The sequence below is a fragment of the Stenotrophomonas sp. AC248 genome (assembly GCF_979258185.1).
This window is the reverse complement of the sequence record NZ_OZ409840.1, coordinates 3,925,262-3,950,880: the sequence shown is the minus strand read 5'-3', so window position 1 is coordinate 3,950,880 and position 25,619 is coordinate 3,925,262. Positions and strand designations below refer to the sequence as shown.

The 25,619-nt window shown below is 66.0% G+C and carries 22 protein-coding genes and 1 tRNA gene; 15 read left to right on the top strand and 8 right to left on the bottom strand.

Going from position 1 to position 25,619, the window contains the following annotated elements; all coding sequences use genetic code 11:
- Nucleotides 1–16: 16 nt before the first annotated feature.
- Complete coding sequence (locus ACZ0AE_RS17775; protein ID WP_038685979.1) at nt 17–1,147, bottom strand: LysM peptidoglycan-binding domain-containing protein; 1,131 nt, start codon at nt 1,145–1,147, stop codon at nt 17–19.
- Between the two features lie 124 nt (nt 1,148–1,271).
- On the opposite strand from ACZ0AE_RS17775, the gene def reads away from it, so the two are divergent.
- From def to ACZ0AE_RS17750, 5 genes are all read left to right on the top strand, one after another.
- Nucleotides 1,272–1,784, top strand: a complete 513-nt coding sequence (gene def / locus ACZ0AE_RS17770; protein ID WP_463601760.1) for a peptide deformylase — start codon at nt 1,272–1,274, stop codon at nt 1,782–1,784.
- Nucleotides 1,785–1,883: 99 nt separating this feature from the next.
- On the top strand, nt 1,884–2,807 hold the full coding sequence (gene fmt / locus ACZ0AE_RS17765; RefSeq protein WP_448134519.1) for a methionyl-tRNA formyltransferase: 924 nt from the start codon (nt 1,884–1,886) through the stop codon (nt 2,805–2,807).
- Between the two features lies 1 nt (nt 2,808).
- A complete protein-coding gene (gene rsmB, locus ACZ0AE_RS17760; RefSeq protein WP_038685984.1) occupies nt 2,809–4,149 on the top strand; it encodes a 16S rRNA (cytosine(967)-C(5))-methyltransferase RsmB in 1,341 nt (446 codons plus the stop codon).
- 25 nt (nt 4,150–4,174) lie between these two features.
- Nucleotides 4,175–5,899, top strand: coding sequence for an ArnT family glycosyltransferase (locus ACZ0AE_RS17755; RefSeq protein WP_463601759.1), 1,725 nt, complete (start codon nt 4,175–4,177; stop codon nt 5,897–5,899).
- A gap of 124 nt (nt 5,900–6,023) precedes the next feature.
- Nucleotides 6,024–7,298 carry an O-antigen ligase family protein gene (locus ACZ0AE_RS17750; protein WP_038685987.1) on the top strand — a complete coding sequence of 425 codons (1,275 nt, stop codon included), beginning with the start codon at nt 6,024–6,026 and terminating at the stop codon, nt 7,296–7,298.
- A gap of 7 nt (nt 7,299–7,305) precedes the next feature.
- Here the strand turns inward: ACZ0AE_RS17750 and ACZ0AE_RS17745 are convergent, their stop codons facing one another.
- Both ACZ0AE_RS17745 and ACZ0AE_RS17740 read right to left on the bottom strand, forming a co-directional pair.
- Entirely contained in the window at nt 7,306–8,427 is a 1,122-nt protein-coding gene (locus ACZ0AE_RS17745) for a glycosyltransferase (protein WP_463601758.1), read from the bottom strand.
- A gap of 44 nt (nt 8,428–8,471) precedes the next feature.
- A complete protein-coding gene (locus ACZ0AE_RS17740; RefSeq protein WP_463601757.1) occupies nt 8,472–9,290 on the bottom strand; it encodes a glycosyltransferase family 2 protein in 819 nt (272 codons plus the stop codon).
- On the opposite strand from ACZ0AE_RS17740, the gene ACZ0AE_RS17735 reads away from it, so the two are divergent.
- Entirely contained in the window at nt 9,289–10,347 is a 1,059-nt protein-coding gene (locus ACZ0AE_RS17735) for a CDP-glycerol glycerophosphotransferase family protein (RefSeq protein ID WP_463602111.1), read from the top strand. The genes ACZ0AE_RS17740 and ACZ0AE_RS17735 overlap by 2 nt on opposite strands.
- A gap of 26 nt (nt 10,348–10,373) precedes the next feature.
- On the opposite strand, the gene ACZ0AE_RS17730 is transcribed toward ACZ0AE_RS17735, so the two are convergent.
- The 4 genes from ACZ0AE_RS17730 to ACZ0AE_RS17715 all read right to left on the bottom strand — a co-directional run bounded on the left by ACZ0AE_RS17730 (nt 10,374) and on the right by ACZ0AE_RS17715 (nt 14,665).
- Entirely contained in the window at nt 10,374–11,927 is a 1,554-nt protein-coding gene (locus tag ACZ0AE_RS17730) for a PH domain-containing protein (RefSeq protein ID WP_463601756.1), read from the bottom strand.
- Entirely contained in the window at nt 11,924–12,457 is a 534-nt protein-coding gene (locus tag ACZ0AE_RS17725; RefSeq protein WP_081797123.1) for a PH domain-containing protein, read from the bottom strand. The genes ACZ0AE_RS17730 and ACZ0AE_RS17725 overlap by 4 nt, the downstream gene beginning before the upstream one ends.
- Before the next feature lie 84 nt (nt 12,458–12,541).
- Complete coding sequence (ribA, locus tag ACZ0AE_RS17720; protein WP_038685995.1) at nt 12,542–13,678, bottom strand: GTP cyclohydrolase II RibA; 1,137 nt, start codon at nt 13,676–13,678, stop codon at nt 12,542–12,544.
- 69 nt (nt 13,679–13,747) lie between these two features.
- Complete coding sequence (locus tag ACZ0AE_RS17715) at nt 13,748–14,665, bottom strand: lauroyl acyltransferase (RefSeq protein ID WP_447595839.1); 918 nt, start codon at nt 14,663–14,665, stop codon at nt 13,748–13,750.
- An 85-nt stretch (nt 14,666–14,750) separates the two neighbouring features.
- Here ACZ0AE_RS17715 and dtd point away from each other — a divergent pair, with 85 nt between their 5' ends.
- The 9 genes from dtd (at nt 14,751) to ACZ0AE_RS17670 (ending at nt 24,640) form a co-directional block, all read left to right on the top strand.
- Nucleotides 14,751–15,191 carry a D-aminoacyl-tRNA deacylase gene (gene dtd / locus ACZ0AE_RS17710; RefSeq protein WP_038686000.1) on the top strand — a complete coding sequence of 147 codons (441 nt, stop codon included), beginning with the start codon at nt 14,751–14,753 and terminating at the stop codon, nt 15,189–15,191.
- Between the two features lie 88 nt (nt 15,192–15,279).
- On the top strand, nt 15,280–17,127 hold the full coding sequence (rpoD, locus tag ACZ0AE_RS17705; RefSeq protein ID WP_463601755.1) for an RNA polymerase sigma factor RpoD: 1,848 nt from the start codon (nt 15,280–15,282) through the stop codon (nt 17,125–17,127).
- A 144-nt stretch (nt 17,128–17,271) separates the two neighbouring features.
- Nucleotides 17,272–17,955 carry a hypothetical protein gene (locus ACZ0AE_RS17700; protein ID WP_448134513.1) on the top strand — a complete coding sequence of 228 codons (684 nt, stop codon included), beginning with the start codon at nt 17,272–17,274 and terminating at the stop codon, nt 17,953–17,955.
- A gap of 235 nt (nt 17,956–18,190) precedes the next feature.
- Nucleotides 18,191–18,433 (top strand): hypothetical protein, encoded by a 243-nt coding sequence (locus tag ACZ0AE_RS17695; RefSeq protein WP_320488935.1) that lies wholly within the window; start codon nt 18,191–18,193, stop codon nt 18,431–18,433.
- Nucleotides 18,434–18,490: 57 nt separating this feature from the next.
- A tRNA-Ile gene (locus tag ACZ0AE_RS17690) sits at nt 18,491–18,566 on the top strand.
- 2,245 nt (nt 18,567–20,811) lie between these two features.
- Nucleotides 20,812–21,771, top strand: coding sequence for a hypothetical protein (locus tag ACZ0AE_RS17685; protein WP_463601754.1), 960 nt, complete (start codon nt 20,812–20,814; stop codon nt 21,769–21,771).
- 352 nt (nt 21,772–22,123) lie between these two features.
- The gene (locus tag ACZ0AE_RS17680) at nt 22,124–22,621 is read left to right on the top strand and encodes a hypothetical protein (protein WP_463601753.1); all 498 of its coding nucleotides are present in this window, start codon (nt 22,124–22,126) and stop codon (nt 22,619–22,621) included.
- A 249-nt stretch (nt 22,622–22,870) separates the two neighbouring features.
- Entirely contained in the window at nt 22,871–23,353 is a 483-nt protein-coding gene (locus tag ACZ0AE_RS17675; protein ID WP_463601752.1) for a hypothetical protein, read from the top strand.
- A 198-nt stretch (nt 23,354–23,551) separates the two neighbouring features.
- A complete protein-coding gene (locus tag ACZ0AE_RS17670) occupies nt 23,552–24,640 on the top strand; it encodes a hypothetical protein (RefSeq protein ID WP_463601751.1) in 1,089 nt (362 codons plus the stop codon).
- Between the two features lie 329 nt (nt 24,641–24,969).
- Here ACZ0AE_RS17670 and ACZ0AE_RS17665 read toward each other — a convergent pair whose 3' ends face one another.
- Nucleotides 24,970–25,458, bottom strand: a complete 489-nt coding sequence (locus ACZ0AE_RS17665; protein ID WP_463601750.1) for a hypothetical protein — start codon at nt 25,456–25,458, stop codon at nt 24,970–24,972.
- Nucleotides 25,459–25,619: the final 161 nt, after the last annotated feature.

Sequence of the window (25,619 nt, the reverse complement as noted above, 5' to 3'; positions counted from 1 at the left end):
GCGTAGGGGTTTGCGCTTACTGAGCGTCAGGGTGCTTTGCCGCGTACCCGACCAGCACCGGCTTGACCCCCTGCATCACCAGGGCATAGCTGACCTTGTCGTAGGTGCGGAACACCATCGCATGGGCAGCGTACTCGTCGGGCAGGGAGAAGCGCCCGGCGCCGTCGGTGAGCGAGTCGTCCATCCGCGACGAACCGGGGTACTTCATCTTGTTGGCCACGTGCCGGCCCTGGCGCCACAGCGACACGACGGTGCCGTTGTCGATGCCGTCGGTGCTGCCGGCGGAAATGGCGATCACATCGCGCGGGCCACCGGACAGGAACATGTCGGTCACGGCCAGCACGCGGATATCCAGGCCTTCGGTCTGGGCAGCCGGAACGTGCGGGAAGAACTGCAGGTCGTACGGGTTGGCCTGCACCGGCACCAGGCGGTCGCCGTTGCGCACTTCCACGCCGCCCACCCCGGTCTGCAGGGCAATGGTGGTCACATCCACATTGCCGGCGGCCACCTTGGTGACCGTGCCGACGTTGATCTGCGCCAACTCGTAGCCCAGCGTCTGGTTGCGCTTGCTGGGAACGAAGAAGTTCTTCCAGAGGTTGCCGCTGCCCGGGGTCACATCCCCGCTGGCGGTGAGGTCCTCGGTTGGCTTGGGCAGGGCGTAGCGCACGGTCGGGCGGACCACGGCCCAGCGCTGGCCCACTTCGGCGCCCTCAAGCCCGCGCACATAGGCGGTCTGGCCACTGGTGGCACGCAGGCGGTTGTCTTCCAGGCCCACCACGAACGGCAGCGACTTGACCTCGTCGACCACGCTCAGCTGCTTCAGGAAGGGTTCGACCTGATCCAGCGGAATGCCGGTGACCGGCGCTTCCTGGCGCGGGCCGGGCTGGGCCACGACGCGATCCAGGTAGGCCAGGCTCAGCACGTCACCCGGGTAGATCAGGTGCGGGTTCTTGACCTGCGGATTGGCCTGCCAGATTTCCGGCCACAGCCACGGCTTCTTGAGGAAGCGCGCGGAAATGTCCCACAAAGTATCGCCCTTGCGGACGACGTAGGTATCCGGGTGCCCGCCATTCACTTCAACGGCGGTAGCATAGGTGGCAACGGTCAACATCGCCACGGCGACGACCGTACGAGTACGTTCAAACATAGGTGGTGCCTGATTCCCCAACAGGTTGCCGCACTATAGTCCAGAAACCGGGGCGCAGGGCAAGCGTTGGCGATAGAATTGCGACGTACGCCGCTTTGACCGGCGCCCCCTACCGGTATTTGCCATGGCTATCCTGCCCATTCTTGAGTTTCCCGATCCGCGCCTGCGCACCAGGGCCGCGTTGATCGACGCCGCCGAAGTGACCACGCCGGCCTTCCAGCAACTGCTCGATGACATGTTCCACACCATGTACGACGCCCCGGGCATCGGCCTGGCCGCGAGCCAGGTGGACGTGCACAAGCGCTTCATGGTCATCGACGTCAGTGAAGAGAAGGACACCCCGCGGGTGTTCATCAACCCGGAGATCGTCGCCAACGAGGGCGGCCAGGTCTACCAGGAAGGCTGCCTGTCGGTGCCGGGCATCTTTGCCGACGTCACCCGTGCCAACCAGATCACCGTGCGCTTCCTGGATCGCCAGGGCCAGCCGCAGGAACTGACCACCGACGGCGTGCTGGCGGTGTGCATCCAGCATGAGATGGACCACCTGGACGGCAAGCTGTTCATCGATTACCTGTCCCCGCTGAAGCGCGAGATGGTGCGCAAGAAGCTGGCCAAGGCGCGCAAGCACGTTGCCTGAGATGCCCAAGGGCCGGGCCGCGCGGGCTGACCGCGGGCCGGGCCTGGTTGTGCGGCGCCGGCCACCGGCGCCGTTTTTCTTTCTGCAAGTGGGGTAGCCATGAAGATTGTCTTTGCCGGTACGCCGGAGTTCGCCGTGTCCTCGCTGCGCGTCGCCGCGCGCCACCATGAAGTGGTGGCCGTGTACACCCAGCCGGACCGCCCGGCCGGGCGTGGGCGCGGGCTGATGCCGTCGCCGGTGAAGCTGGAGGCGATCGCGCGTGGCATCCCGGTGTTCCAGCCCGAACACCTGAAGTCCCCCGAAGCCCAGCAGCAGCTGCGCGACCTGCAGCCGGACCTGATGGTGGTGGTGGCCTACGGGCTGATCCTGCCCAAGGCCGTGCTGTCCATCCCCACCCACGGCTGCTGGAACGTGCATGCCTCGCTGCTGCCGCGCTGGCGCGGCGCCGCGCCGATCCAGCGTGCGATCCAGGCCGGCGACAGCGAAAGCGGCGTGTGCCTGATGCAGATGGAAGCGGGCCTGGACACCGGTCCGGTACTGCTCAAGCAGCACCTGGCCATCGGTGCCAACGACACCGGCGGCCAGCTGCATGACCGCCTGGCCGAGCTGGGCGCGCAGGTGCTGTCGGACGGGCTGGGCCTGTTGCGCGCCGGGATCAAGCCGATTGCCCAGCCGCAGCCGGAGGCGGGGGTGACCTACGCACACAAGCTGGACAAGGCCGAAGCCCGGTTGGACTGGGCGCAGGACGCGCAGGCACTGGAGCGCACCGTGCGCGCCTTCAACCCGTGGCCGATCGCTGAGGCCCTGCTGGCCGGCGAGCGCGTGCGCATCCACGGCGCGGTGGCGCTGCCGGACAACCAGGGCAAGGCCCCGGGTACGCTGCTGGCGGCCGCCCGCGAAGGCATCGACATCGCCTGCGGGCAGGGCGCACTGCGCCTGCGGGTGCTGCAGCGCGAAGGCGGCAAGGCGATCACGGCCGCCGACTACCTCAACGCGCGCCGCGACCTGAGCGTGGGTGCCTGAGATGACCCAGCTCCAGCAGGACAAGCAGGCCCCGCAGCGCGCCGCCAGCGCCCCCGGCGTGCCCACCCGCGTACTGGCGGCCAAGGTCCTGGCCCAGGTAATCGGCCGCGGGCGCTCGCTCAAGGCCGAACTGGCCAAGGCACTGCCCACCCTGGACGACAGCCGCGACCGCGCCCTGCTGGAGGCGCTGTGCTTTGCGGTGCTGCGCCGCCGCGGTGCCTACGACGCTGCGTTGGCGCAGTGGATGCAACGTCCGCTCGGCGTGCGCGAAGACGAACTGCGCGCGCTGTTGCTGGTGGGCTTTGCCCAGCTGGACGCGCTTGAACTGCCCGCCCATGCGGCGCTGTCGGCCACCGTGGACGCCGCCCGCGCCATGGGCCGCGACCGTCAGGCCGGCATGGTCAACGCGCTGCTGCGCCGCGCCCAGCGTGACGGCATTCCGGCCCAGCCGGCGCGCGCTGCGTTCCCGGATTGGCTGGCCGGCATGATCGAGCAGGACTGGCCGGAGCAGGCCGAGGACGTGTTCGCCGCCAGCCTGCAGCCCGCGCCGCTGTGGCTGCGGGTGAACCGTCAGCACGGCAGCCGCGAGGCGGTGCTGGAACAGTTGGCTGCGGCCGCCATCGAGGCCGAGGCGTCGCCGCTGTGCAGCGATGCGATCCGCCTGCCGGTGCCCGTGCCGGTGGCCGCGCTGCCGGGGTTCGCCGCCGGCGCGTTGTCGGTGCAGGACCTGTCGGCGCAGCAGGTGGCCGATGCGCTGGCCCCGCGCCCCGGTGCACGCGTGCTGGACGCCTGCGCCGCACCGGGCGGCAAGGCCGCGCACCTGCTGGAACGTGATCCCAGCCTGCAGCTGCTGGCACTGGACATCGACCCGCGGCGGCTCAAGCGCATCAGCGAGACCTTCGCCCGTACCGGCGTGGGCGCGCAGGCGCGGGTGCTGGCGGCCGACGCCGCCGCGCCGGACAGCTGGTGGGACGGGCAGCCGTTCGACTGCATCCTGCTGGATGCGCCGTGCTCGGCCACCGGCATCATCCGCCGCCAGCCGGACGTGCTGGTGCACCGCCGCCCGGCCGATATCGAGGCCCTGGTCGCGCTGCAGGCCCGCCTGCTGGATGCGTGCTTCCGCATGCTGGCCCCGGGCGGGACCCTGCTGTATGCGACATGCTCGATCCTGCGGGAAGAGAACCAGTTCCAGATCGAGTCCTTCCTGCAGCGCACCCCCCGCGCAGGCTTCCTGCCGTTGGGCGAGGCCTTCGGCCACGACTCCTGGGCCGGCCGCCAGCGCCTGCCGGGTGAAGAGGGTGCAGACGGATTCTTCTATGCGCGTCTGCTAAAAAAGGGCTGATACCCCGCCGCTGGACCCGCGTCATATGTTGAAAAACCCTGCCAGACGCGAGTTCTGGCTGCTTGCCACGTTGGCCCTGCTGGTGCTCGGCGCCGGCCTGGGCCTGCGCGACCCCTGGCCGTCGGACGAGCCGCGCTTTGCGCTGGTGGCCAAGCAGATGGTGCTCAGCGGCGATTGGCTGTTCCCGCACCGTGGCACCGAGCTGTACTCGGACAAGCCGCCGATGCTGATGTGGGCGCAGGCCGCGCTCTACAGCGTGTTCGGCAACTGGCGGGTGGCGTTCCTGCTGCCGTCGCTGCTGGCCGCACTGGGCACGCTGGCCTGCGTCTACGACCTGGGCCGCCGGCTGTGGACCCGCCGGGTGGGCCTGTACGCGGCCTGGGCACTGTTGTTTGCGGTGCATTTCACCTTCCAGGCCAAGAAGGCGCAGATCGATCCGCTGGTGGTGTTCTTCATCACCCTGGCCAACTACGGCCTGCTGCGGCACCTGCTGTGCGGGCCGGCGTGGCGGTGGTGGTGGCTGGGCTGGTTCGCCGCCGGGCTGGGCGTGATCACCAAGGGCGTGGGCGTGCTGGCGCTGCTGATGGTGCTGCCGGCGGCCGTGGCCTCGCTGCTGGGCTGGCCGCGGGTTAGGCTGCACGTGCGCGACTGGCGCTTCTGGCTGGCCCCGCTGGCCTTCGTGCTGGCGGTGGCGCTGTGGCTGGTGCCGATGGTGCTGGCCGCCACGTCCAGCGGCTCGGTGGAGTACCGGGCCTACATGAACGACATCCTGTTCCGGCAGACCGCCAAGCGGTACGCGCAGTCGTGGGACCACCACCAGCCATGGTGGTATTTCCTGGCCACCATGCCGTCGATGTGGCTCCCCGCGATCCTGGTGGTGCCGTGGGCGATCCCCGCCTGGTGGCGCCGGCTGCGCCGCCGCGATCCGCGCTACCTGGTACTGCTGGGCTGGTGGCTGCTGATCGTGCTGTTCTTCTCGATCCCGCATGGCAAGCGCGATGTGTACATCCTGCCGGCGCTGCCGATGTTCTGCCTGGCGCTGGCCCCGCTGCTGCCGGGCTTGCTGCGGCGGCGTGACGTGCAGTGGTTGCTGGGCGCGTTCAACGCCGTGCTGGTGCTGGCCCTGCTGGGCGCGGGCATTACCATGCTCGTCGGCCAGCCCGGCTTTGAAAGCCGGTTGATCCTGCAGCGCGGCATCGACACGTCGGTGACCGCAGCGCTGGGCTGGATCGGCGTGGCGCTGGGCGCCTGGGGCATGGCCAGCCTGTGCTTCAGCGGCCCGCGACGACGCCATGTGGCCGTGCTGTCGACCCTGGCGATGGTCTGGGTGGCGTACGGGCTGGTGGGCTACCCGCTGTTCAACGACTCCAGCTCGGCCCGCGGGTTGATGCAGCAGGCCGGGCAGCGCATCGGCGCCGACGCGGAGCTGGGGCTGGTGGGGTGGAAGGAACAGAACCTGCTCATGGCCGACCGCCCCGCGACCACCTTTGGCTTCAAACGCCGTTGGTACAGTCAGTTGCAGGACGGCGTGGCCTGGCAGGCGCAGGCGCCGCGGCAGCGCTGGCTGCTGGTACAGGAAGCGGCCGTGCTGGACTGCATCGATCGCAACCGTGCCGAACGGGTGGGCGTGGCCAATCGCCGTGGCTGGTGGCTGGTACCGGCCGACGCCGTGGTCGGCCCATGCCGGCCCAGTGCCCGTGAACTGGCACGGATCACCCTGGAACAAGGCCGGGAGGCGCCGGAGGAGTGATGGGACTCTCATGGATCATTACGGGACGATCAGCGACAATGCCGCCTGCTCGCCCGATCCTGGAATGGAGGCCGGTGAACCCGTTCCTCCTCCGTCATTACGCCGCATTGCCCAGATCGTGACCATGTCTCCACTCCGTCCTGCCCGCGCCAACCTTGCCTTGGCATGGGCCTTCACGATCGCGGTCGGGTTGTCCCCGGTGCTGCTGATGTCGACCCTGGACGGTGGCAGCGCGGGCTATTACCTGCTGGTCCTGCTGAGCATCATCGTGCTGTTCGTGGTGCGCCCGGCCGCGCCCGGGCAGGTCTGGTGCGACAACCGCCGCGAATATGTGTGGATGGGCGTGGGCGTGGCGGTGATGCTGATCGGCGTGCTGACCAGCCTGCTGGTGCACGGCCTGTGGAAGGGCTCGGAAGTGGAAAAGGCCTCGCGTTTCCTGACCGTGCTGCTGATCCTGGCCGCCGCGCTGCGGATTCCGCGCCCGATTCTGGCCCATGGTCTGTTCGGCTTGTTGCTGGGCATCTGGTATGCGGTGATCAATGTCGGCTGGCTGGTGTTGAGCACCGGCGGACGCCCGGCCACCCGCCAGTTCAACACGGTGACCTACGGCAACCTGACGCTGCTGTTTTCGATGCTGGCGCTGCTGCTGCTGGGCTACCGCATTACCCGTTTCAAGCGCACCGAGTTCGCGCTGAAACTGATCACCGGCGTGGCCGGGCTGGGCGCGTTCCTGGCCACCCAGACCCGCGGCGGCCTGTTGGCGGTGCCGGTGCTGGTGTTCATCGCACTGCTGGTGCAGGGGCGCCGGCTCAACCGTTACAAGGCCTGGGCCGGTGCGTTGCTGCTCGGCGCGGTGGGCCTGATCGTGCTCAGCGACAGCACCCTGCGCGAGCGCATCCACCTGGGCGTGAACGAATTCGAAGAGTGCCAGGTGACCCACCTGGCCGATACGTCGGTGTGCATCCGGCTGCAGCTGTGGAGTGCGGCGGGGCACATGATCCAGAGCGAGCCGGTGTTCGGCATCGGCGGGGGTGACCGCTTCCGCGAAGAACTGCGCAGCCTGGCCGAAGCCCGCCAGGTGTCGCCCACCGTGGCACGTGACTACGGCGAAACCCACAACGACCTGCTGTATTTCCTGGCCACCTACGGCGTGCTGGGCGGGTTGGGGCTGGTGCTGCTGTACGCCGCGCCGGGCTGGGTGCTGCTGCGCCGGCTGTGGCGCGAGGACGACGCCGGCCGCCTGTTCGCCGGTGCCGGGGTGATGATCTGCGCCAGCTACCTGGTGTTCGGCATCACCGAGATGATGTTCCGCGACATGCGCTCGGCGTCGTTCTACGCCACCTGGGTGGCGGTGTTCCTGGCCCTGTCCGATCCGGCGCGCAGGCGCCAGGCGGACTGACCCCGGTTCAACCGCCCTGCAGGGCGGCGTCGTAGCTGGCTTCGGTCAGGCCAGTGAACGTGTCCAGGCCGAACTCGCGCACAGCACGCTGGCGCGCGGCCACGCCGATCCGGGCCAGGTCGTGGCGCTGTGCATACAGCCGGGCCACCTGGGCCGCGATCGCGGGAATGTTGCGCACCGGCACGATCCAGCCGTCCTGGTCGTGGTCGATGTTCTCCGGCAGGCCGGCGTAGTCGCTGACCATCACCGGCTTGCCCATCGCCATCATTTCGCGGCAGGCGAAGGAGATGGTCTCCACGTCGTGGGACAGCACGAAGCCCGCATCACCGCTGGCCACGAACGGCCGGATGTCCTCCAGCAGGCCGGGCAGGTGGACCTGCGCGCCCAGGCCCAGCGCGGCCACCCGTGCCAGCAGCCGCGGCTCCGCGTCGCGGCCGGCCACGGCCACGTGGATGTGGCTGCGGATCGGCTCGGGCAGCGTGGCGACGGCCTCGACCAGGTCGATCCAGCCCTTGTGACCGTCGGTGCCGGCATTGCTCACCATCACCAGCGCATCGGGATCGGTGGTCCAGCGGGCACGCAGTGCCGCGCCGGCGGACGCATCGACCGGCGCGAAGCGCGCCAGGTCCACGCCATTGCGCACCACGTCGATCGGGCAGCGCCGGTAGGGGCTGTCCAGCAGCATCTGGCGGGTATGGGCGGACACCGCGATCACCCGGTCGGTACCCCAGCGTGCGCGCAGGGTATTGCCGAACGTGTTGCTGGGCTTGCTGTTGTGCTTGGTGAACACCAGTTTGGGCCGATGGGCCAGGCCAGCCACCGCTTCCATCATCACCCGATGGTCGCGCGCGCCGTTGGCATGCACGATGTCGATCCGGTGCTGCTGGACCAGGTGGCGCAGGCGGCGCATGTCGGCCCATTGCTGGGGCAGCGTGGGCAGGCCACTGCTGAAGGCGATGTCCAGCGGCTCGGCGATGCCCTCGTCGCGGACCACGCGCAGCACGCGGCTGTTGTCTGGGGCGGCCATGAACAGCTGGTGGCGCGCCGACAGCGCGCGCGCCAGCGACACCAGGTAGGTGGTGTGGCCGCCGCCGTCGCCGGAATGGAAGTTGGTGTAGAGGATCTTCATGGAGGTCTTCGATCAAACGCGCATGAAGTCTGCCACAGCAGCGCTCATGCGGCGTCGCTGTGGCGCGGCGGGTCGCTTACCGGCTGTCCGTGCTGCAGCATCCACAACATGATCGTCTTCTGGCGCACGTAGTTGGCGCGCACGTAGGCATATACCAGCCCGTGCCAGCCATCGCGGAAGCCGCCGCGCAGCAGCAGCCCGCGCCAGAACCGCCACGCCGGGGCCAGGACCAGCTTGGCCAGGGTGGCGCGCTTGCCGCGTGCGAACTCGTGCTCGGCCATCATCCGCGCGTAGCGCTGGGTCTTGCTCAACTGCTGTTCCAGCGAGCGGTACGGGTAGTGGATCAGGTCGCCGCGCAGCACGCCCACGCTGCCGTCGACGCTGGCCGCTTCGTGGATCTCGCGCTTGCCGCGCCAGCCGCCGTGGCGGCGGTCGAACAGGCGCAGCACGCGGTCCGGGTAGGCATTGCCATGGCGCAGGAACTTGCCGAAATACTCCGACAGGCGCGCGAAACGGTAGCCATGGTGGCCGGCAAAGCCGCTGGCCTGGGCGGCCAGGATGGCCGCGCGCAGGTCGTCGCTGATGCGTTCGTCGGCATCCAGGCACAGCACCCAGTTGTGGCTGGCCTGTTCAACGCAGAACGCCTTCTGGCTGCGGAAGCCGTCGAAGGCGCGCTGCAGCACGGTGGCCCCGGCGGCGCGGGCGATGGCGACCGTGGCATCGGTGGAATGGGAGTCCACGACGATGATCTCGTCGCAGAAGGCCAGCGAGGCCAGGCAGTCGCCGATGCGGTCGGCTTCATTGAACGCGATAATGCAGGCCGAGATGCGAGGCCGTTCAGTGGGAGCGGTCGTGGAGGACATGATGGCCGAGTACCTGCTGTTTGCGACGGAGCGTTATGCGCTGCCCATTCTCGCCCCTCTGGCCCAGGCGTTGCACGCGTCCGGGCAATCGGTGTCGGCCTGGTTCGCCGATGGCGCCGCCGGGGGCAGCCTGCCGGGGGTGCCCAACGTGGACCTCACGCAGGCGCTGGCGCTGCGCCCGCGTGCGGTGTTCAGCGCCGCCAACTGGGTGCCGCCGTTCATCGCCGGGGCCAAGGTGCAGGTCTTCCATGGCTTCAATGTGCAGAAGCGCGACAGCGCGCGCGGCCATTTCCGCGTGCGGGGCCTGTTCGACCTGTACTGCACGCAGGGGCCGGCGACGACGGAGCCGTTCCGTGACCTGGCCGCGCGCCAGGGCCATTTCGCGGTGGCGCAGACCGGCTGGCCGAAGCTGGACCCGCTGTTCCGCGACGACGGGGGCGCCAGCGCGGCGCTGCGGGCGCCTGCCGCTGGCCGCCCGGTGATCCTGTTCGGCTCCACCTTCACCGAACGCCTGAGTGCGGCGCCGCACCTGTACGAGCACATCGCCGCCGACATCGCGCGCGGTGAGCGCTACTGGCTGCTGACCCTGCATCCCAAGTGCAGCGAGGAGCTGTTCGCGCGCTACCGCGCGCTGGCCGGCGACAACGCCGCCTTCATCGAGCCCGAACAGGTGATGGCCGCGCAGCGTGCCGCCGACGTGCTGGTGTCGGACACCTCCTCGATCGTGTCCGAGTTCGTGGTGCAGTACAAACCGGTGGTGACCTTCCGCAACCGCGTGCCGCAGCCGCACATGATCGACTTCGACGACGCCACCCAGCTACCGGCAATGCTGGACCGCGCGCTGTCGCCCGAGCCGGCACTGGTGGCGCAGATCCAGCAGTATGCCGACAGCATCCACCCGTACCGCGACGGGTATTCCAGCGAGCGGGTGATCGCGGCCACGGAGGATTTCCTGGCCGGGGAACTGGGGACGCTCAAGCGCAAACCGTTCGGCGCGTGGACGCGCGGCCTGCAGATCCGGCGTGACCTGGGGTATTGGGGGCCGTCGAAGCGGTAGAGCCGACCGTTGGTCGGCTGCGTCGGTTACCAGCGCAGGCGCCGCTGCGCCAACGCCGCGCTCAACCGCGCATGCACCGCGCGCGCCTCGGCGTCAGGCAGGTAGCGCAGGCACAAGGCCACGCTGCCGCTGGCACCGGCGGTATCCAGCCACACGCTGGCGGTCCCCAGCAGGCGGTCCAGCGGCGAACGGCTCAGGCGCAGCACCTGCAGTTTGTCCAGCTCGGCGAACCGCCACCAACGCTGCCACCACCCCCCGCGCACGGCCACGTACTGGTCGTCCAGGTGATAGCCCATGCGTGCCATCTGGCGATGCGCGCGGAAGGCCGACCACGGCAGCCACAGCAGGATCACGGCCGCCCACGGCACCTCGTTCCACACGCCTGCAGCGGCCACCAGCGGTACCCACACCGCGGTACCCAGGCTCAGCCGCCACCAGCCGCGCTGCTGCACCGGTTGCCAGTGTGCGGGCGGCCACTGCACCTGCGGCAGCAGGTGCTGCACCAGGGCGTCGGCCGCCTCTGGGGTGGCCAGTGGGGCCAGTTCGCGCAGGTCGCGGCGCTGGTTCTCTTCGGACACCCCGGCGGCAATGTCGATGCGCAGATGGCGGCGCCCGGCCCAGCGCTGCAAGGGGCTTTCGCGCAGCGTCCAGGCCTGGATGCGACGCCGCGCCACGCTGCTGCGCAGGCGCGTGAGCAGGCCGCTGACCACGGTGAGCCGACGTTCCTGTTCGCTCAACTGGAAGCCGTGATAACGCAACAGCGCCAGCACCACCGAAAACACGCGCAGCAGCACCCAGAACGCGGCCGCGGCCACCAGCGCCGCCACCGCCCACACCCAGGTGGCCGGGTGCAGACCATTGGCGTAGCCCAGCGCCTGACGCCCGCCTTCTTCAATCGCGTCGGTCACGGTGCCATCGGGGAACAGCTGGAACGAGGCGCCCACGGCGGCGAGCACCACCACCCAGCCGCGGTTGGACAGCAGGCCGATGCGCACCACCTCGGGTGTGCTCAGCTGCAGCAGCACGCCATCGTCCACCGGCGGCGTGACCGCATCTGCATCCAGATCGGCATCCGTGGTCGCCGGGGGCGCCACGACCGCCTGGCCGCGGTGCCGCACCAGCTGTTCCAGCGCCAACGCCTGGGACAGCTTGAGCACGCGCATTTCCGCCTCGGGCCGGGCGCCGCCGGCCGATTCCAGGCGCAGTTCGGCCACCCCGAACAGGCGATGCAGCGGGTTCTGGTGCACCACCACGTTGTGGATGCGCGCGAACGGAATCTCGCGCCGGTTGCGCGACACCACCCCGCTGCGCACGCTGATGGCGTCGCGGCCGATCCGGTAACGGTAGGTCAGGTACTGCAGCACCGAGGTGCCCACCAGCACCACGATCACCACCAGTGCGGCCAGGTAGGACCACATCTGATCGCGATCACCGCGGTTGCCGAACACCAGCAGCGCCACCAGCGGCAGCAGGAACTGGCGCAGCTGCATCAGCAGCACGAACAGCCATGACCACCGGTGCAGGCGCTGCTCTGGCGGCGCGTCGTTCAACGCGGCCTCTGTCGGGGACGGGCTGCTCACAGGGCGTCGTCGTCGCGGTCGAGCTGGTGGGCCAGGGTATCGCGCAGGCGTTCGGCATCCTCGCCATCCAACCCGCTCAGGCTCACCGCACTGAAGCGGCTGCCGGCGGTGTGCACCACCAGCGTGGCCAGCCGTGCGCTGCGTTCGATCGGCCCCCGGCGCAGGTCCAGGTGCTGCACGCGCGAGATCGGCACGCGGGTCTCCTGCTGCCACATCAGGTCGCGGCGCACGCCCAGGCCCTGTGCGTCGAGCCGCCAGAACGTGCGGCGCTGGCGGCGGTAACCAATGGCCGCGCCGATGGCCGCACCCAGCACCAGCATGCCGGCCACGCCCAGCCAGCGCAGCGGCAGGTCCAGCAGCACCCAGGCCGTGCCGAGCCCGCCACCAATCAGGACGGTACCGGTGATGGCCCCGGCCACCGCCGCGATGGCGGCGGCACGCCGTGGCAACGCCTGCCAGTCAGGGCTGGACGGCAGCGGCGGCAGCGGCGGCGGAGAGGGAATGGCAGGGGTGTCGATGGCGTCGGACAAGGCAGGGCGCTCGGCAAGGGAGATGCCGGGCGTGCTGCTGCTGGCGGTGCGCCCGTCGCGCAGACGGTAGCAGGTTGCCGCGCGCTATTGCGCGGCCTGGATCAGCGCGTCGACGTCGAGCAGGTGGCCGGCCCGTTCGGCCTTGGTGCGCAGGTACTGTTCGTTCTCGGCGGTGATATCGCCGGTGACCGGCACGCAGTCCACCACGTCGATGCCGGCGTTGCGCAGCCGCTGCGCCTTGGTGGGGTTGTTGCTGAGCAGCTGCACGCGGTGCACGCCCAGCCCCTGCAGCATCGCCACTGCGCTGCCGTAGCGGCGCTCATCGGCGCCGAAGCCCAGCTGCGCATCGGCGTCAATGGTGTCCAGGCCGTCGTGCTGGTAGCCGTAGGCGCGCATCTTGGCGGCGATGCCGGTGCCGCGGCCTTCCTGGTCCAGGTACAGCAGCACGCCACCGCCCAGTTCCTTGAGCTTGCGCAGGCCGCGCCGCAGCTGGTCGCCGCAGTCGCACTTGAGCGAGCCGAACAGGTCGCCGGTGAGGCAGGACGAATGCACGCGCACCGGCACCACCCCGGACAGGTCCGGGCTGCCGACGATGATGGCTACCTGGTCACGCTGGGCCACGCCGCCGCGGAACACGGCAAATTCGGTCATGCCCACCTCGCGCAGCGGCACCGGCGAGCGGGTGACCAGTTCGTAGGCGTGGGCGGCCTGCTCGGCCCCTTGGTGCAGGTCGCACAGCGATACCTGCGCGCAATCATCGAAGCGGTGGTCCGCCGGCTCCAGCAGCACGCCCACCATGGCCGGCAGCAGCAGGCCCAGGCGGGCGATTTCCACCGCACCATCGTCCAGCGCCTGCCCGGCCGACCAGCCCGCCGGCATCACTTCCGGTTCGCGCCGGTAGCTCAGCGAGGGCAGGGCGTCGAAGTCGATGCCCGCCAGCGGTACGCGGGCGCCGTGTTCGGCGGCTACCCCCAGCACCCGCGCACGGGTGGCGGTAAGGAACAGGTAGTGGCGGTCGGCGGCGGCCTGGGCAAACGCGCTGAAGCTGCTGCGGGTGCTGCTGTCCAGGGCGATGAAGGCCAGCCGCTGGCCGTGGCCGTCGTCGATCACCACCGGGCGGCCCGCGCGCAGTTCGGCCACCGCCCGTTCGCAGCGGATCGCGGCCGGGTCGCCGAACAGGGAAGAAGCAGCATCAGACATGGCAGGGGCCGTGGGGGACATCGTGGGTTCCACAGTGGGGACGGAAGGCGCCGTTTCCAATCGCGCCGGGGGCGCGACGCTGCGTCGCAGTCAGTGGGGGTGTTCTTCGGTGGCATAGGGGTCCACCTCGTCGCTGCCCGGTGGGCGCAACGTATAACGCTTGTAAGTCCACTGGTACTGGGTGGGGTCGCGCCGGGCGATCCGCTCCAGCCCGGCGTTGAGCGCGGTTGCCGCCGTGCGCGGATCCGGGTCGGCCACGGCCGGGTCGGCCGGCTCGACGTGCAGGGCAAACTGCATGCCCGGGCCCACGCGCTCGCACCAGCCGTACAGCACGGTGGCCCCGGTCCGTTCAGCCAGCCGGTTGACCAGGGTCATGGTCAGCGCCTCCACCCCGAAGAACGGGGCGAACACGCCGTCGCCGGCCTTGGGCTGCTGGTCGGGCAGGATGCCGGTGGCGCCGCCGTCCTTGAGCACCTTGAACAGCTGGCGCACCGCCGGGCCCTCGGCCCGCACCTGCTGCACGTTGTCGCCGCCACGCACCAGCTGCAGGAACGCATCGCCGACGGCTTCGTCGGGGGCCTTGTAGACGATGGCGATCGGACCACGCGAGGCCAGCCACTGGTTCAGCAGCTCCCAGTTGCCATGGTGGGGGGCGGCCACGATCACACCCTTGCCTGCGGCCAGCGCCGCGTCATACAGCGCCTCGCCATGGCGCTCGACCAGGCAGGCCAGGTTCTGCTCGCGCGGGCGGGTCCACAGGCGCAGGGTTTCCAGCGCCTGCAGCGCGGTGGAGCGCAGCACCTGGCGGTGCATCTGCACCCGCTGGGCGTCGGTCAGTTCGGGGAAGGCCAGTTCCAGGTTGCGCCGGGTCACCCGGCTCTCGCGCGCATTGAGACGGATCCACAGCCACGCCAGCACGTTGGCGAAGCCGCGCAGCCAGGACCAGGGCAGGCGGGTGAACAGGGCGGCGGCGCGGTAGGCCAGGCGGGCGGTGGTATGCGGTTTCATCACGGGGAAGTCTAGCCGCTGGGACAATCGGCGTGGACCGGCGGGCGCGTTAAGGTAGGCGGCCCCCACCCCGGAAGCCCCGCCCATGCTTGTTCTCATCCAGCGCGTCACCCAGGCCAGCGTGCATGTCGATGACGTGGCGGTGGGCCGGATCGGCCCGGGATTGCTGGCGCTGGTGGGCATGGAACCCGGCGACAGCGAGGCGCAGATCGTGCGGATGGCCGATCGCCTGCTCGGTTACCGTGTGTTTGCCGATGAAGGGGGAAAGATGAACCGGTCGCTGGCTGATACCGGCGGCGGGCTGCTGCTGGTGAGCCAGTTCACCCTGGCTGCCGACACTGGCAGTGGCATGCGCCCGGGCTTCAGCACGGCCGCCGCGCCGGCCGAGGCTGAACGTGGATTCAACCGGTTGGTGGACATCTGCAGGCAAAAACACGCCCCAGGGGTGGAAACAGGCCAGTTTGGTGCCCATATGGTTGTCAGCCTGGTCAACGATGGTCCGGTGACCTTCCTGCTCAGACCCTGACCCCCGGGACCACCGCCCGGGCGGTGGGGCGCCAGGCTGGTATAATGCTAGGTCCTATTCCTCTCCCTGCCGGTGGCGCGAGCACTACATGGCCAACGAACGTCCTGCCCAGCAAAACGACATCAAGCTTCTGATCAGCAAGGGCCTGGAACAGGGCTACCTGACCTACGCCGAAGTCAATGATCACCTGCCCGACGACATCGTCGACCCGGAGCAGATTGAAGACATCATCGGCATGATCAACGGCATGGGCATCGATGTCCATGAAGTTGCTCCCGATGCAGAAACCCTGTTGCTCAACGATGGCAACACCGGCAACCGCGAAGTCGATGACACCGCGGCCGAAGAAGCTGCCGCCGCGCTGAGCGCGCTCGACACCGAAGGTGGTCGCACCACCGACCCGGTGCGCATGTACATGCGCGAAATGGGTACCGTCGAGCTGCTGACCCGCGAAGGCGAAATCGCCATCGCCAAGCGCATCGAAGAAGGCCTGGGCCAGGTCCAGGCCGCACTCGGCACCTTCCCGGTGTCGGTGGAATCGCTGCTGGCCGACTACGACGCGCACAAGGAAGGCAAGAAGCGCCTGGCCGAAGTGATCGTCGGCTTCAACGACCTGGTCGAAGAAGTGCCGGCCCCGGCCGTGGCCGAAGACACCAGCGACGACGCTGAAGACGACGCCGACGCCGACGACGACGGCGACGACGTTGAAGAAGAAGCCGGCCCGACCGGTCCGGACCCGGAAGAAGTTGCCCGCCGCATGCAGGCCCTGAGCGATGCGTACAGCGCGTTCAAGAAGGCTGCCGCCAAGGGTGACCGCAAGCCGCTGGCCAAGCTGCGCGACGACATGGCCGCCGTGTTCGTGACCCTGAAGCTGCCGCTGCCGCTGACCGACGTGCTGGTCAAGCAGCTGCGCGACGTCATGGCCGAGATCAAGTCCCACGAGCGCCGCGTGCTGAACCTGGCCACCGTGACCGCGCGCATGCCGCGCAAGGACTTCATCCGTTCCTGGGAAGGTAACCAGACCAACCTGGAGTGGGTGGAAGACGCACTGAAGCGCAAGCAGAAGTGGTCTTCGGCCCTGCGTGACGTGAAGGACCAGATCATCGCCGAGCAGCAGGCCACGCTCGACATCGAAAAGACCACCTGGCTGGAACTGGACGAGCTGAAGGAAATCAGCCGTGCCATGGCCTACGGTGAGGCGCGCGCGCGCAAGGCCAAGAAGGAAATGGTCGAAGCCAACCTGCGCCTGGTGATCTCCATCGCCAAGAAGTACACCAACCGCGGCCTGCAATTCCTCGACCTCATCCAGGAAGGCAACATCGGCCTGATGAAGGCCGTGGACAAGTTCGAATACCGCCGTGGTTACAAGTTCTCCACGTATGCCACCTGGTGGATCCGCCAGGCCATCACCCGTTCGATCGCCGATCAGGCGCGCACCATCCGTATTCCGGTGCACATGATCGAAACGATCAACAAGTTGAACCGCATTTCCCGCCAGATGCTCCAGCAGTATGGCCGCGAGGCCACGCCGGAGGAGCTGGCCAAGGAAATGGACATGCCGGAAGACAAGATCCGCAAGGTGATGAAGATCGCCAAGGAGCCGATCTCGATGGAAACCCCGATCGGCGACGACGAGGATTCCCATCTGGGCGACTTCATCGAGGACACCAACGTGGAGTCCCCGATCGAGAACACCACCAACATCAACTTGTCTGAAACCGTGCGCGACGTGCTGGCCGGCCTCACCCCGAGGGAAGCCAAGGTGCTGCGCATGCGCTTCGGCATCGACATGAACACCGACCACACCCTTGAGGAAGTGGGCAAGCAGTTCGACGTCACCCGCGAGCGTATCCGCCAGATCGAAGCCAAGGCGCTGCGCAAGCTGCGTCACCCGAGCCGGTCCGAGCAGCTGCGCAGCTTCCTGGATATCGATTGATCGATCCCGGCAGTTGTCGATGAAACACCAACAGACCCCGCGCAAGCGGGGTTTGTTGTTTCTGGTGTTGGCACGGGCTGGGCGCGGCAGCGCACGCGGGGTAGCATGCGCGTCGCTGTTTACTGCCTGGTCAACGCAATGCCGATGAAACCGTGGGTCCTGCTGCTTGCGCTGTGTCCGTTCGCCGCCTTGGCGCAGACGCCGCAGCAGCCGTCATGCAACCTGTCCGACTTTTTCACCAGCCAGTTCGACTACACCGTGGGGAGTGTGGTCGAACCCGGTCAGGTGGTGCTGCTGGGCGAACGTGCGGGGTGCCTGGACGAGGAGCGCGCGGGGTGCCGCACTGGCGAGAAGGTGGCGCCGGCCAGCAGCCTGGTGATCGGCGACCGCTGGAACGAGTACTACTGCGTGCAGGTGCTTCCACCCGGCAAGGAAGTAGTGGGCTGGGCGCCGGCCGGGCGTGTCATGAAGACGGGACATATGGCCGAAACCGACTTCACCAGCTGGCTGGGGTATTGGGACGGGCGCGGTGGGCGCGGTGGCCGCACGCTGGAAATCCGGTACGAGGGACGCACGCTGCTGTTGAGCATGCTGCCACCGGGTGGCGAGGGCGCAGGCACGCTGATTGGCAGCGCCGAGCCGATGGGCGACGAGCTGTTCCTGGGCGAGGCGCCCTGTGAGGCGCGGGCCTCGCTGCAGGGCTCGCAGTTGGTGGTTACCGACAACGGGCAGTGCGCGACCCCGGCCGACAGCCTGCGGGGCGTTTACGGCAGCCGGACGGTTGCGGAGAGGTTGGAGCGGCTGATGAAGCGGTTGGAGGATCGGTAGGTTAGAGGTGTTGTTTCGTTGCACGTTTCGTAACTTAATTCCGCCGTTCTCTACATCGATGATCGGCTTGAGGCGAGATTAATCAACGGGTTACGAGTTCATCCCGTAATGACCGCCCTGAAGTTGGCGTGTGAATTCGTAACTTAATTCGCCCAAACCGAGGCCGTCCTCCGTCCCCGTGCCATCCAACCCCAGGCGCTGTTCGACAGCTTGCCTGCTGGCAAGGTGGCGGGCCTTGGTCGATCGCGACGCGCAGCCCACCAGGGATGGGCTGCAAGCGTTAGAACGGCTCATCGGCGACAGCGACATGCACCCGGAGCGCAGCGACCAGCTTGCGCACCTGCAGTGGGCGGTACCGCTGGCAGTGGATTATTGGCAGCGCGTGGCGTGCTCGGCGCTGTTGCGCTCGGCGGTACTGCGCGAGCTGGCGGCGGAGAATGCACGCCGGGTGCAGGCGATGGGGCAGCGTTTTGGATGATCTTTGGGTGTGCAGTGGAAAGCGTGCAGGGGGCTCCACTACACTGTGCAGCTGCGGGGGCCTATAGCTCAACGGTTAGAGCAGAGGACTCATAATCCTTTGGTTCCAGGTTCGAATCCTGGTGGGCCCACCAGATTGACGTCTACTGAAGCAGCGATAGCGGTATCGACACACCTTGGGGCCGGTCGGACGCACCTCAATGCACAAGCCACGACGTGCATTGGTATGCGACCGCTATCTCAGAGACGGATCGGATGCTTCCACTTGCGTTCCCCAAGTTCGTCGGGCAGGCGCATCAGCACGCGGCCCAACGGTCGGAATGCCACTTCGTTCTCATGCTCCTTCTGCATCCATCCCTTCGGCTGGCCGCCAACGTGTGACAGGTCCACCTTATCGCGCTTTATCTGACTGCCTCCTCGGGCTGTGTGGTTTCACGTTCAGCGGTGCTTCTCTGCGCAACTCGAATCTTCGGTTTGGAGGCAGCAAACATACGACCAGTCGTCGCCGCGTTCCTTCTTCCTCGCGTGCGCCGCGTTCCACGCCACGGAAGCACATTGCTGCAACCCTACTGTGCTGCCAAGTAGTCGTTCTGTGGACTCCGGCGTATCGTAGTAGTAGACGTTGAAAGTTTGTTGCTCTAACTGTTTGCAGGTGAATCGTGAGTACTCCTTACAGGAGTCTTGTTCGCAGCCTACGAGAGCGATGGTTGCGACCGCAAACGACAGCAGCTTGGTCACCGTGCTCCGAAGGAGGGTCATCGCGTCGCTCCTCGTGTCATCGCATCGACGTATGCCATGCAGCCCTCCACGAACGACTGGGAGTTGCCAGTGCAGTTGGAGGCCGCCGATACGCCTTGTCGGGCCGCCCAGGCATAGCCGGCACGATGCCCACTGCAATCGGTGGCGCACCTGTAGCCCATGAATGTCCCAGGGGGATCGCTAGGGCGCTTAGTCGCACTCTCAACCTCCCGGTAGTTGAGCTGGCGACATGCGCTATCGGTGGGAAGAGGATTCGCGGTGTAGGTCCGGATGCCGTCCCTGATGCATGCAAAGAGATGTCCCTCCTTGCCTTGGTGCTCCTGAGCCGTGGCCAGGCAAGCAGCGGCCATCGACGCGGCAAGAACTAATACCTGCAGGGCTGCCATCTCCTCCCCCCTCCATGAGTTGCCGAATCGTAGCACCCAGCGAGGCGGCCTCGCTTCGCATAGGAACCCAACGCCAATGAGACCATCGAGACAAGCCCCTCACACCGCCGACCAGGCCGCCGCCAAGCTAAATGTCGAGGTAGGCAAGGGGCAGACCCTCGAGCAGAAGTCAGCCAAGCTTATCGTCGAGGGGGTTGCGAGCAATGCCTTTGTCAGCATGCCGATTGCGCAGCACTCTGGGGTAGCCGGCGGCAATGAGCTGAACGAGCTTGTGAGGTCTACCCGCGCTGCAGTTGGACGAGTCGCGAAGGGCGAAATTGGCCAGGCAGACGGCCTACTTACCAGCCAAGCCATCGCCCTGAACGCGCTGTTCTTGGAGATGAGCCGGCGAGCTGCGCTCAACATGGGCTCACACCTTGGTGCGATGGAGACCTACATGCGGCTGGCCTTGAAGGCGCAGTCCCAATGTCGGACCACGCTGGAGTCACTGGCGGAGATCAAGAACCCCCGGGCGGTGGCCTTCGTGAAGCAGGCCAACATTGCCGGCGGCCATCAACAGGTGAACAACCATGCCCCGGAAAGTCCCGGGCAGGCACCGGAACGGACGGGGCGCGCGGGAAGAAAAAGACAGCAAAACAAACTATTGGAGGACGTCCAAGATGCGCAGTGGTTGGACCCCAGAGCGGCGCCAGCGGCAAGCACTGGCGATCCAGAGATGGCGACCGTGGGAGCGGTCGACGGGGCCTCGCACCAGCGAGGGCAAGGCAAAAGTCGCCCTGAACGCCTGGAAAGGAGGGGAGCGCCCCGCGCTCCGAGAGCTCGCTCAGGTGCTGGCAGGGCTGCGGCAATAGGCGGGGGCCAAGAATGAGTTCTCTAGCGGATATCCCAGCACTCCCTTCGGCAGCCGAAGCCTTGGACTCCTGGGACTGGATGGAGCGGATCCTGGCCGCCCATGAGCGGCAGCCCACGGTCTACGAGCACTTCGTCTACCACGAGGGGGGCTGCGGCGCGCCGGAAGGGGAGCCCTGTACCTGCGGTCTTATGGCTGCCTTCTATGACGGGCGGCACCTAGTAGTGGTGAATCCCGAGCTGCAATGCTGGACTTACTTCGTCCATTGATCCATTAGATCAATGCGTCACCTTGTCCAAGGCTGAGCGCTTGTTTGTTCCGTGCCGCCAGCACAGAATTATTTCCAGGACTGATGTCGGACTCTAGCGGGGTGATCCAGTGGTAGTGAATGACGGGTTCTTTGCTGTGGGGCGCGAAACCTTTTTGAGAGCCTGCTCTCTGGGTATCAATGAGGGGGCGGCATTCCTCGTCTTGGCCCGGGGCACGGGCGGAGACAACGTCACCACAAAGTGGAGTGCTGAAGCGGCTTCCAAGAGGTTGGGCGTACGGTGGACTACCGCCAGAGACGCTGTGGCTTCCCTCGTGGCACAGGGGGTGGTGGCTTCCCAATCAGGAAAGAAGCCCAAGTACAAGCTTCAACGCCAAGGAGAGGACATTTGGCTTCCGAACGCTATTGTCGACGGCGTCGCATCTGAGATTCCGCCTATAACCAAAATTCGGCAGACTCAGGACCCATTGGTCCTTCAGCTGTTCGTTGAGTTGTATGCTCAACAGAATCTCCGAGAGGACGGGGGTATTTCACGCAAAGTGACCGAAAAGGTCTTCAAGCGGGAAAGAGTTGGCCAGTCAGGGGCGCATGTGGTTTGGCTGTACGAGGTCGAACAGACCTATCTTCATTGGGGAAACGCTGCCACTGAGCCTCACCGGCTAAAGGGGGCTGATTACCCGGGGAAGAAGTTCTTCGAGCGGTTCGAAATTCTAGAGAACCTTGGCCTAGTGGATTGGGTCCCTTACGTCTTCGAAGGGCCCAAGGGAGAGCCCATACATCCGCTTGCTTGGAACGGAATCGATATCGAGAAGAGACTCTATCGCTCATGTGTGGCCGCCGCCAATGATCTGCTGACCGTCTCCCAGCAGGAGTGGCTCCAATCGAGTGGGCGGCGTGGTTGGCTGGTTCCTGCCCCCGCACACATTCTTGAGGTAACCATGTTCGGCATAGCGAGGCTCCGCTATCGGCCCCACACACGGCTGACATCGGCTTGGTGGGCAGACTACCAAGAGTGCTGCACCCGGTTTGCGGAAGGGTACGAGGCGATCTCTGAGGCGAGGGCTGTCGCAGCGTAGGCGAGGCCTTGGGAAGACATCAAGGCTTTATCAAGGGTTTGATCAAGGTAGGGATCAAGGTGATGTCAAAGAGAGTAAGAACACACGCTGCGCGCTGTCGCGCGCCTGTCGAGGATCACCAAAAAGATGGCATGCGGATCACAGCTGCGTCGGCCTACTTGGCGGCGCTAATCGGGGGCTCGGGCCACGCCGAAGAAGTCGTATCCGTCCAAGCACGACGGATCGGGAGCGGTTCTTGTCCGATCCATGTGGAGGAGCTCCAAGGCGGATGCCGACTTTACCGCCTGCCATCTCGTTAGCCACTTCTTAGACCGGCTGCATTCGGCAATTTGTGACTTAGGATGGATGCAGCGTGACCTCATCCAAGGAGCAGGCAATGAGCTACCCGGTAGACCTTTTTGTGCCTACGCACACGTATGCAATTGAGCCAGGTGAACTGGTGTTCGACGAAGGGCTTTACTCGTTGGCAGTGCGGGTACAAGACGACCGTGACGAGGACACTTTTTTCCTTCGGCTCCAAGGCGATTCTCGCTTCAAGACGGAGTACCCCGGGGCTCATCGCAAGTGCTGCAAGCTGAACCCCAAATACCGCCTTGTGATCAAAGTGTCGGGCACCCCGAAGACTGTCGAGCGTGCTTACGAGGTGGGGCAACTGATCTTTGCTGAAGGGCAGCCCGGCCTGATCGTCTCTCAGATAGTGCGGAATGAAACACTCGCGTACTCCCTTGCCGGTGAGCAAAGGGACTTGAGGTTTGGCGTAGCTGTAGCTTGGACCAAGTGGGAGCTGTGGCTCGTAGATAGTGATGACAGGGCCATCACCGACACGCCCTTCATGGAACTCGAGGTGTGAACAAGAGCCCGCAGCCAGGTCATCTCCATCAGGGTGACCAGCAAGAGCAGGGCCGCGCCCACAACCGGAAGCTGGGCCGCTCGGCCCAGCAGCGCGCCAGCGGGCCGGGTGGTGAGTATCTGGAGTACTTCATGCGCGCGTGCGGATCAAATTGGCAGGTTTGGGGCCGGCTTCAGAGTGGCGCCCGCTCTCGGCCCTGATAGCATGCCAGTGGGCCCTGGATTGGCCGGGGCTACCAAGGAGATGGTGATGAGTTATCCCGCCGATGTGCTGATTCCTGCCGACGTAGAAGAACTTGCAGAGGGCACATTGCTCTATGCGCAGGAGGCTTGGTGGCTGCGATGCAGCCTCAATGGCTCGTTGGGTCTTGTATCGAAGGTTCTGGCTCTTACCGGCCCCCGGGCCGGCCAGATGACCATGTTCTCTAACTCCGAAGTGCTCGCTCTGAACTCGGCCTATGGCTGGGAGATCCGGGTTGAGCATCCGTTGCACTCTGATCTTGAGTCCAGTCCTCTGGCGGCCGTTAGCGTTGGCCATGCCGGCTCCGTCGGCATCTGGGGCCACATCTACGGCGATGAATCGGCCGTGTACTGCATCTCTCCATATGGCACGGAAGTAGATTCCGTACTGATCCCCTGGGATGCGAAGGTTCGCCATCCGTCGTTCAATGTCTGGGTCACGGACAAGAAGACCAAGCAGGCAATTGGGGATTTGCCCTTGTTCAGCAGGTGAGGTGAGGGGAACCACCGAACGGGGTGCGGAGAGGGCAGCTGCAAGCTGCCCTGCTTCTCAACTTGTGGCTACAACGGACAGGCAGTCCAAGGGCTGCCATGCGCAGTTTTGTCAGGCCCTAAAGCAAGCCATGGCGGGCGGCTGTCCCGGTCGCAACTTCAATAGAATCGAACCCGTAGGGGGGAGAGATCAATCAAGATGTCCGGATACTTCAAGGTATCGATGAGTGCGGCAAAGGCCATCGCAAACGCAAGCGAAGGACCGGATCTGCTCGCGGGCTATATGACGCTGTCCGCCTATGCCTATGGTCCGAAGCGCGAGCACACCGCCGCGGGTGCGAAGGCGATTCGCCTGACAACTGGCTGCTCCGACTTCCGTTCAAAGAGAGTTTTGAAGCGCCTTCTGACTTTTGGGGCGGACCAAGAGTTGCCTCAGGGTTTGATATGCGCGACCGGTCGTAAGAAGGCCAATGCTGATGAGTACAAGATCGAGCAATGGAGCGGTGAATTTGCCTACTTGCCGTCCCTGCTCACAGACCGGCATCCTGACTTCGGGTCGCACATTGCTCGGCTCCTACTGCTGGATGACCCAGAATCAGCCATCAAGGACGCGTTGATCCTACTCCTGCATGTCTATGCATCCACTGACTACGCTGAGTGGTTTGGTTGCCCGCCCGACACCATGCCCTATAGGGAGTGGGAGCAGTCTGGGACTGCCGGCGATGACTTCGAGCTTGGGTATCAAGGGGAGGTAGGAGCGCTTCAGCTTTGGTTGGTTTCCGAAAAAGCTGAGGAAACTTGGCGAGTTCCACGTCAGGTGGTTGCTAGCCTCTTCGGTTCTGACTCTGAAGAGAACATTTCCCGCTTCTGGAGAGCCTGGGACTGCCTGATCCAGGCAGGATCGCTCGTCACCGTGGTGTCGGTCCAATCTGGAGGAAGGGCATACCCGCTTTGGGTGTACTCGAAGGGGTATCGGCAATCCCTAGCGGAGCATCATGGGATTGTTGCCGATCTGGGGAGGGAGGCGCAGCTCGCAGCCTGTGCAAGCGGGCTGGATCCAGACAACTTGGTGATCCGCTACGCGGTTGACGATCTGGGGGGATCCGGCTCGGGGCTCTTCTACTGTTTCGGCAGGTCGCCGAAAGTCCGCACCATCGTGGCTCCCCGTTTGCATGCGCCAACCCCTCTTAACCTCGATGGATTGAGGGAGGCAGCTGCGGTGACCCGGAACATCTCTCGGGAAATCAAGGCGGCTCGCCGTGCCGATCGCGAAGCCTACGCTGGGTAAACCGCTACTTCCATGGTACTTCCATGACCTTCCATGTGACTTCCAAGACAACAGGCGCACAGCTGACGCTCAATGGCTCCACAAACAGGCGAACTTCTAAGGTATGTGGCGCACCCCTGACTTCTGACGACTACTTCAGTGAGCTCGAGCGCTGGCAGATGGAGAGCCCCCACGCACGTCGTCTGAGTAAACTGCCAGCAACGGTGATTGACCTGGCTGAGGCCAGGCGTATTCGACGGTCACCCTGATAGCAACCTACACACGGGGATCGGAACCACTAGGATCGACCCTGGCTGGGTTGGCAGAGTGCCTGCGGAATTGTTGCTCGGCTAGGGCAGTGACTGGTTTCCGAGTTGACCCCGCCAGAACTTCAATGCCTCTTTGAGCAGACTCCGCAGGTTCACGCGTCGACCATCAGGGGTATCGAAGTAGATTTCCACTGCCTCGGCGAACACTCCTTGACCAAACGGAGCGTTGAAAACGCCAGGGGTCGATTCCAGCTGGTCAGCTCCGCTGATTTGCCGCGTACGACTCTGAAGTGATGCGAGCCTCCCGTGTTTGGCTGCATCGGCTGCATCTGTGAGCAGCTGCAGGTCTGGATAGAGACCGGCCAGAACGGTGCGGCCTTGGCTCACTGCGTCGCCCATATCTTTCCTAGATGAGGTTCCCGCGTAGCCGCTCATCACCCAGTAGTCGGCCATGTGGGAGGTCACGATCAGTGACAAGATCCCTCGACGAAACTCCCACGGTCGCTCGAAGTACTCGGCGCAGGTCGGCTCCACTATCAAGGCGAAATAGTTCTGGGCATCAACCCGCATCGAAGGACCTGCTCTGGCATTGAACTTAGTTGAGAAGACTTGAAGGCAGCGATACGGTGCTCGCGGAGGCCCAAGATAAGCTCCGCGCACGGTTGGCCGCCAGCTGGAAGATGTCCTCGATCTAAGACGCGGTGTGGACAAAGTCGGCCAAGACCGGCTGG

Bases quoted from the DNA above. Each gene is read 5' to 3' on its own strand.
- dtd (WP_038686000.1), top strand. From the start codon at position 14,751: ATGCTTGTTCTCATCCAGCGCGTCACCCAGGCCAGCGTGCATGTCGAT.
- ACZ0AE_RS17735 (WP_463602111.1), top strand. From the start codon at position 9,289: ATGATGGCCGAGTACCTGCTGTTTGCGACGGAGCGTTATGCGCTGCCC.
- ACZ0AE_RS17740 (WP_463601757.1), bottom strand. From the start codon at position 9,290: ATGTCCTCCACGACCGCTCCCACTGAACGGCCTCGCATCTCGGCCTGC.
- ACZ0AE_RS17775 (WP_038685979.1), bottom strand. From the start codon at position 1,147: ATGTTTGAACGTACTCGTACGGTCGTCGCCGTGGCGATGTTGACCGTT.
- ACZ0AE_RS17700 (WP_448134513.1), top strand. From the start codon at position 17,272: ATGAAACCGTGGGTCCTGCTGCTTGCGCTGTGTCCGTTCGCCGCCTTG.
- ACZ0AE_RS17745 (WP_463601758.1), bottom strand. From the start codon at position 8,427: ATGAAGATCCTCTACACCAACTTCCATTCCGGCGACGGCGGCGGCCAC.
- def (WP_463601760.1), top strand. From the start codon at position 1,272: ATGGCTATCCTGCCCATTCTTGAGTTTCCCGATCCGCGCCTGCGCACC.
- ACZ0AE_RS17670 (WP_463601751.1), top strand. From the start codon at position 23,552: ATGTCCGGATACTTCAAGGTATCGATGAGTGCGGCAAAGGCCATCGCA.
- rpoD (WP_463601755.1), top strand. From the start codon at position 15,280: ATGGCCAACGAACGTCCTGCCCAGCAAAACGACATCAAGCTTCTGATC.
- ACZ0AE_RS17715 (WP_447595839.1), bottom strand. From the start codon at position 14,665: ATGAAACCGCATACCACCGCCCGCCTGGCCTACCGCGCCGCCGCCCTG.
- rsmB (WP_038685984.1), top strand. From the start codon at position 2,809: ATGACCCAGCTCCAGCAGGACAAGCAGGCCCCGCAGCGCGCCGCCAGC.
- ribA (WP_038685995.1), bottom strand. From the start codon at position 13,678: ATGTCCCCCACGGCCCCTGCCATGTCTGATGCTGCTTCTTCCCTGTTC.
- ACZ0AE_RS17675 (WP_463601752.1), top strand. From the start codon at position 22,871: ATGAGTTATCCCGCCGATGTGCTGATTCCTGCCGACGTAGAAGAACTT.
- ACZ0AE_RS17665 (WP_463601750.1), bottom strand. From the start codon at position 25,458: ATGCGGGTTGATGCCCAGAACTATTTCGCCTTGATAGTGGAGCCGACC.
- ACZ0AE_RS17750 (WP_038685987.1), top strand. From the start codon at position 6,024: ATGTCTCCACTCCGTCCTGCCCGCGCCAACCTTGCCTTGGCATGGGCC.
- fmt (WP_448134519.1), top strand. From the start codon at position 1,884: ATGAAGATTGTCTTTGCCGGTACGCCGGAGTTCGCCGTGTCCTCGCTG.
- ACZ0AE_RS17755 (WP_463601759.1), top strand. From the start codon at position 4,175: ATGTTGAAAAACCCTGCCAGACGCGAGTTCTGGCTGCTTGCCACGTTG.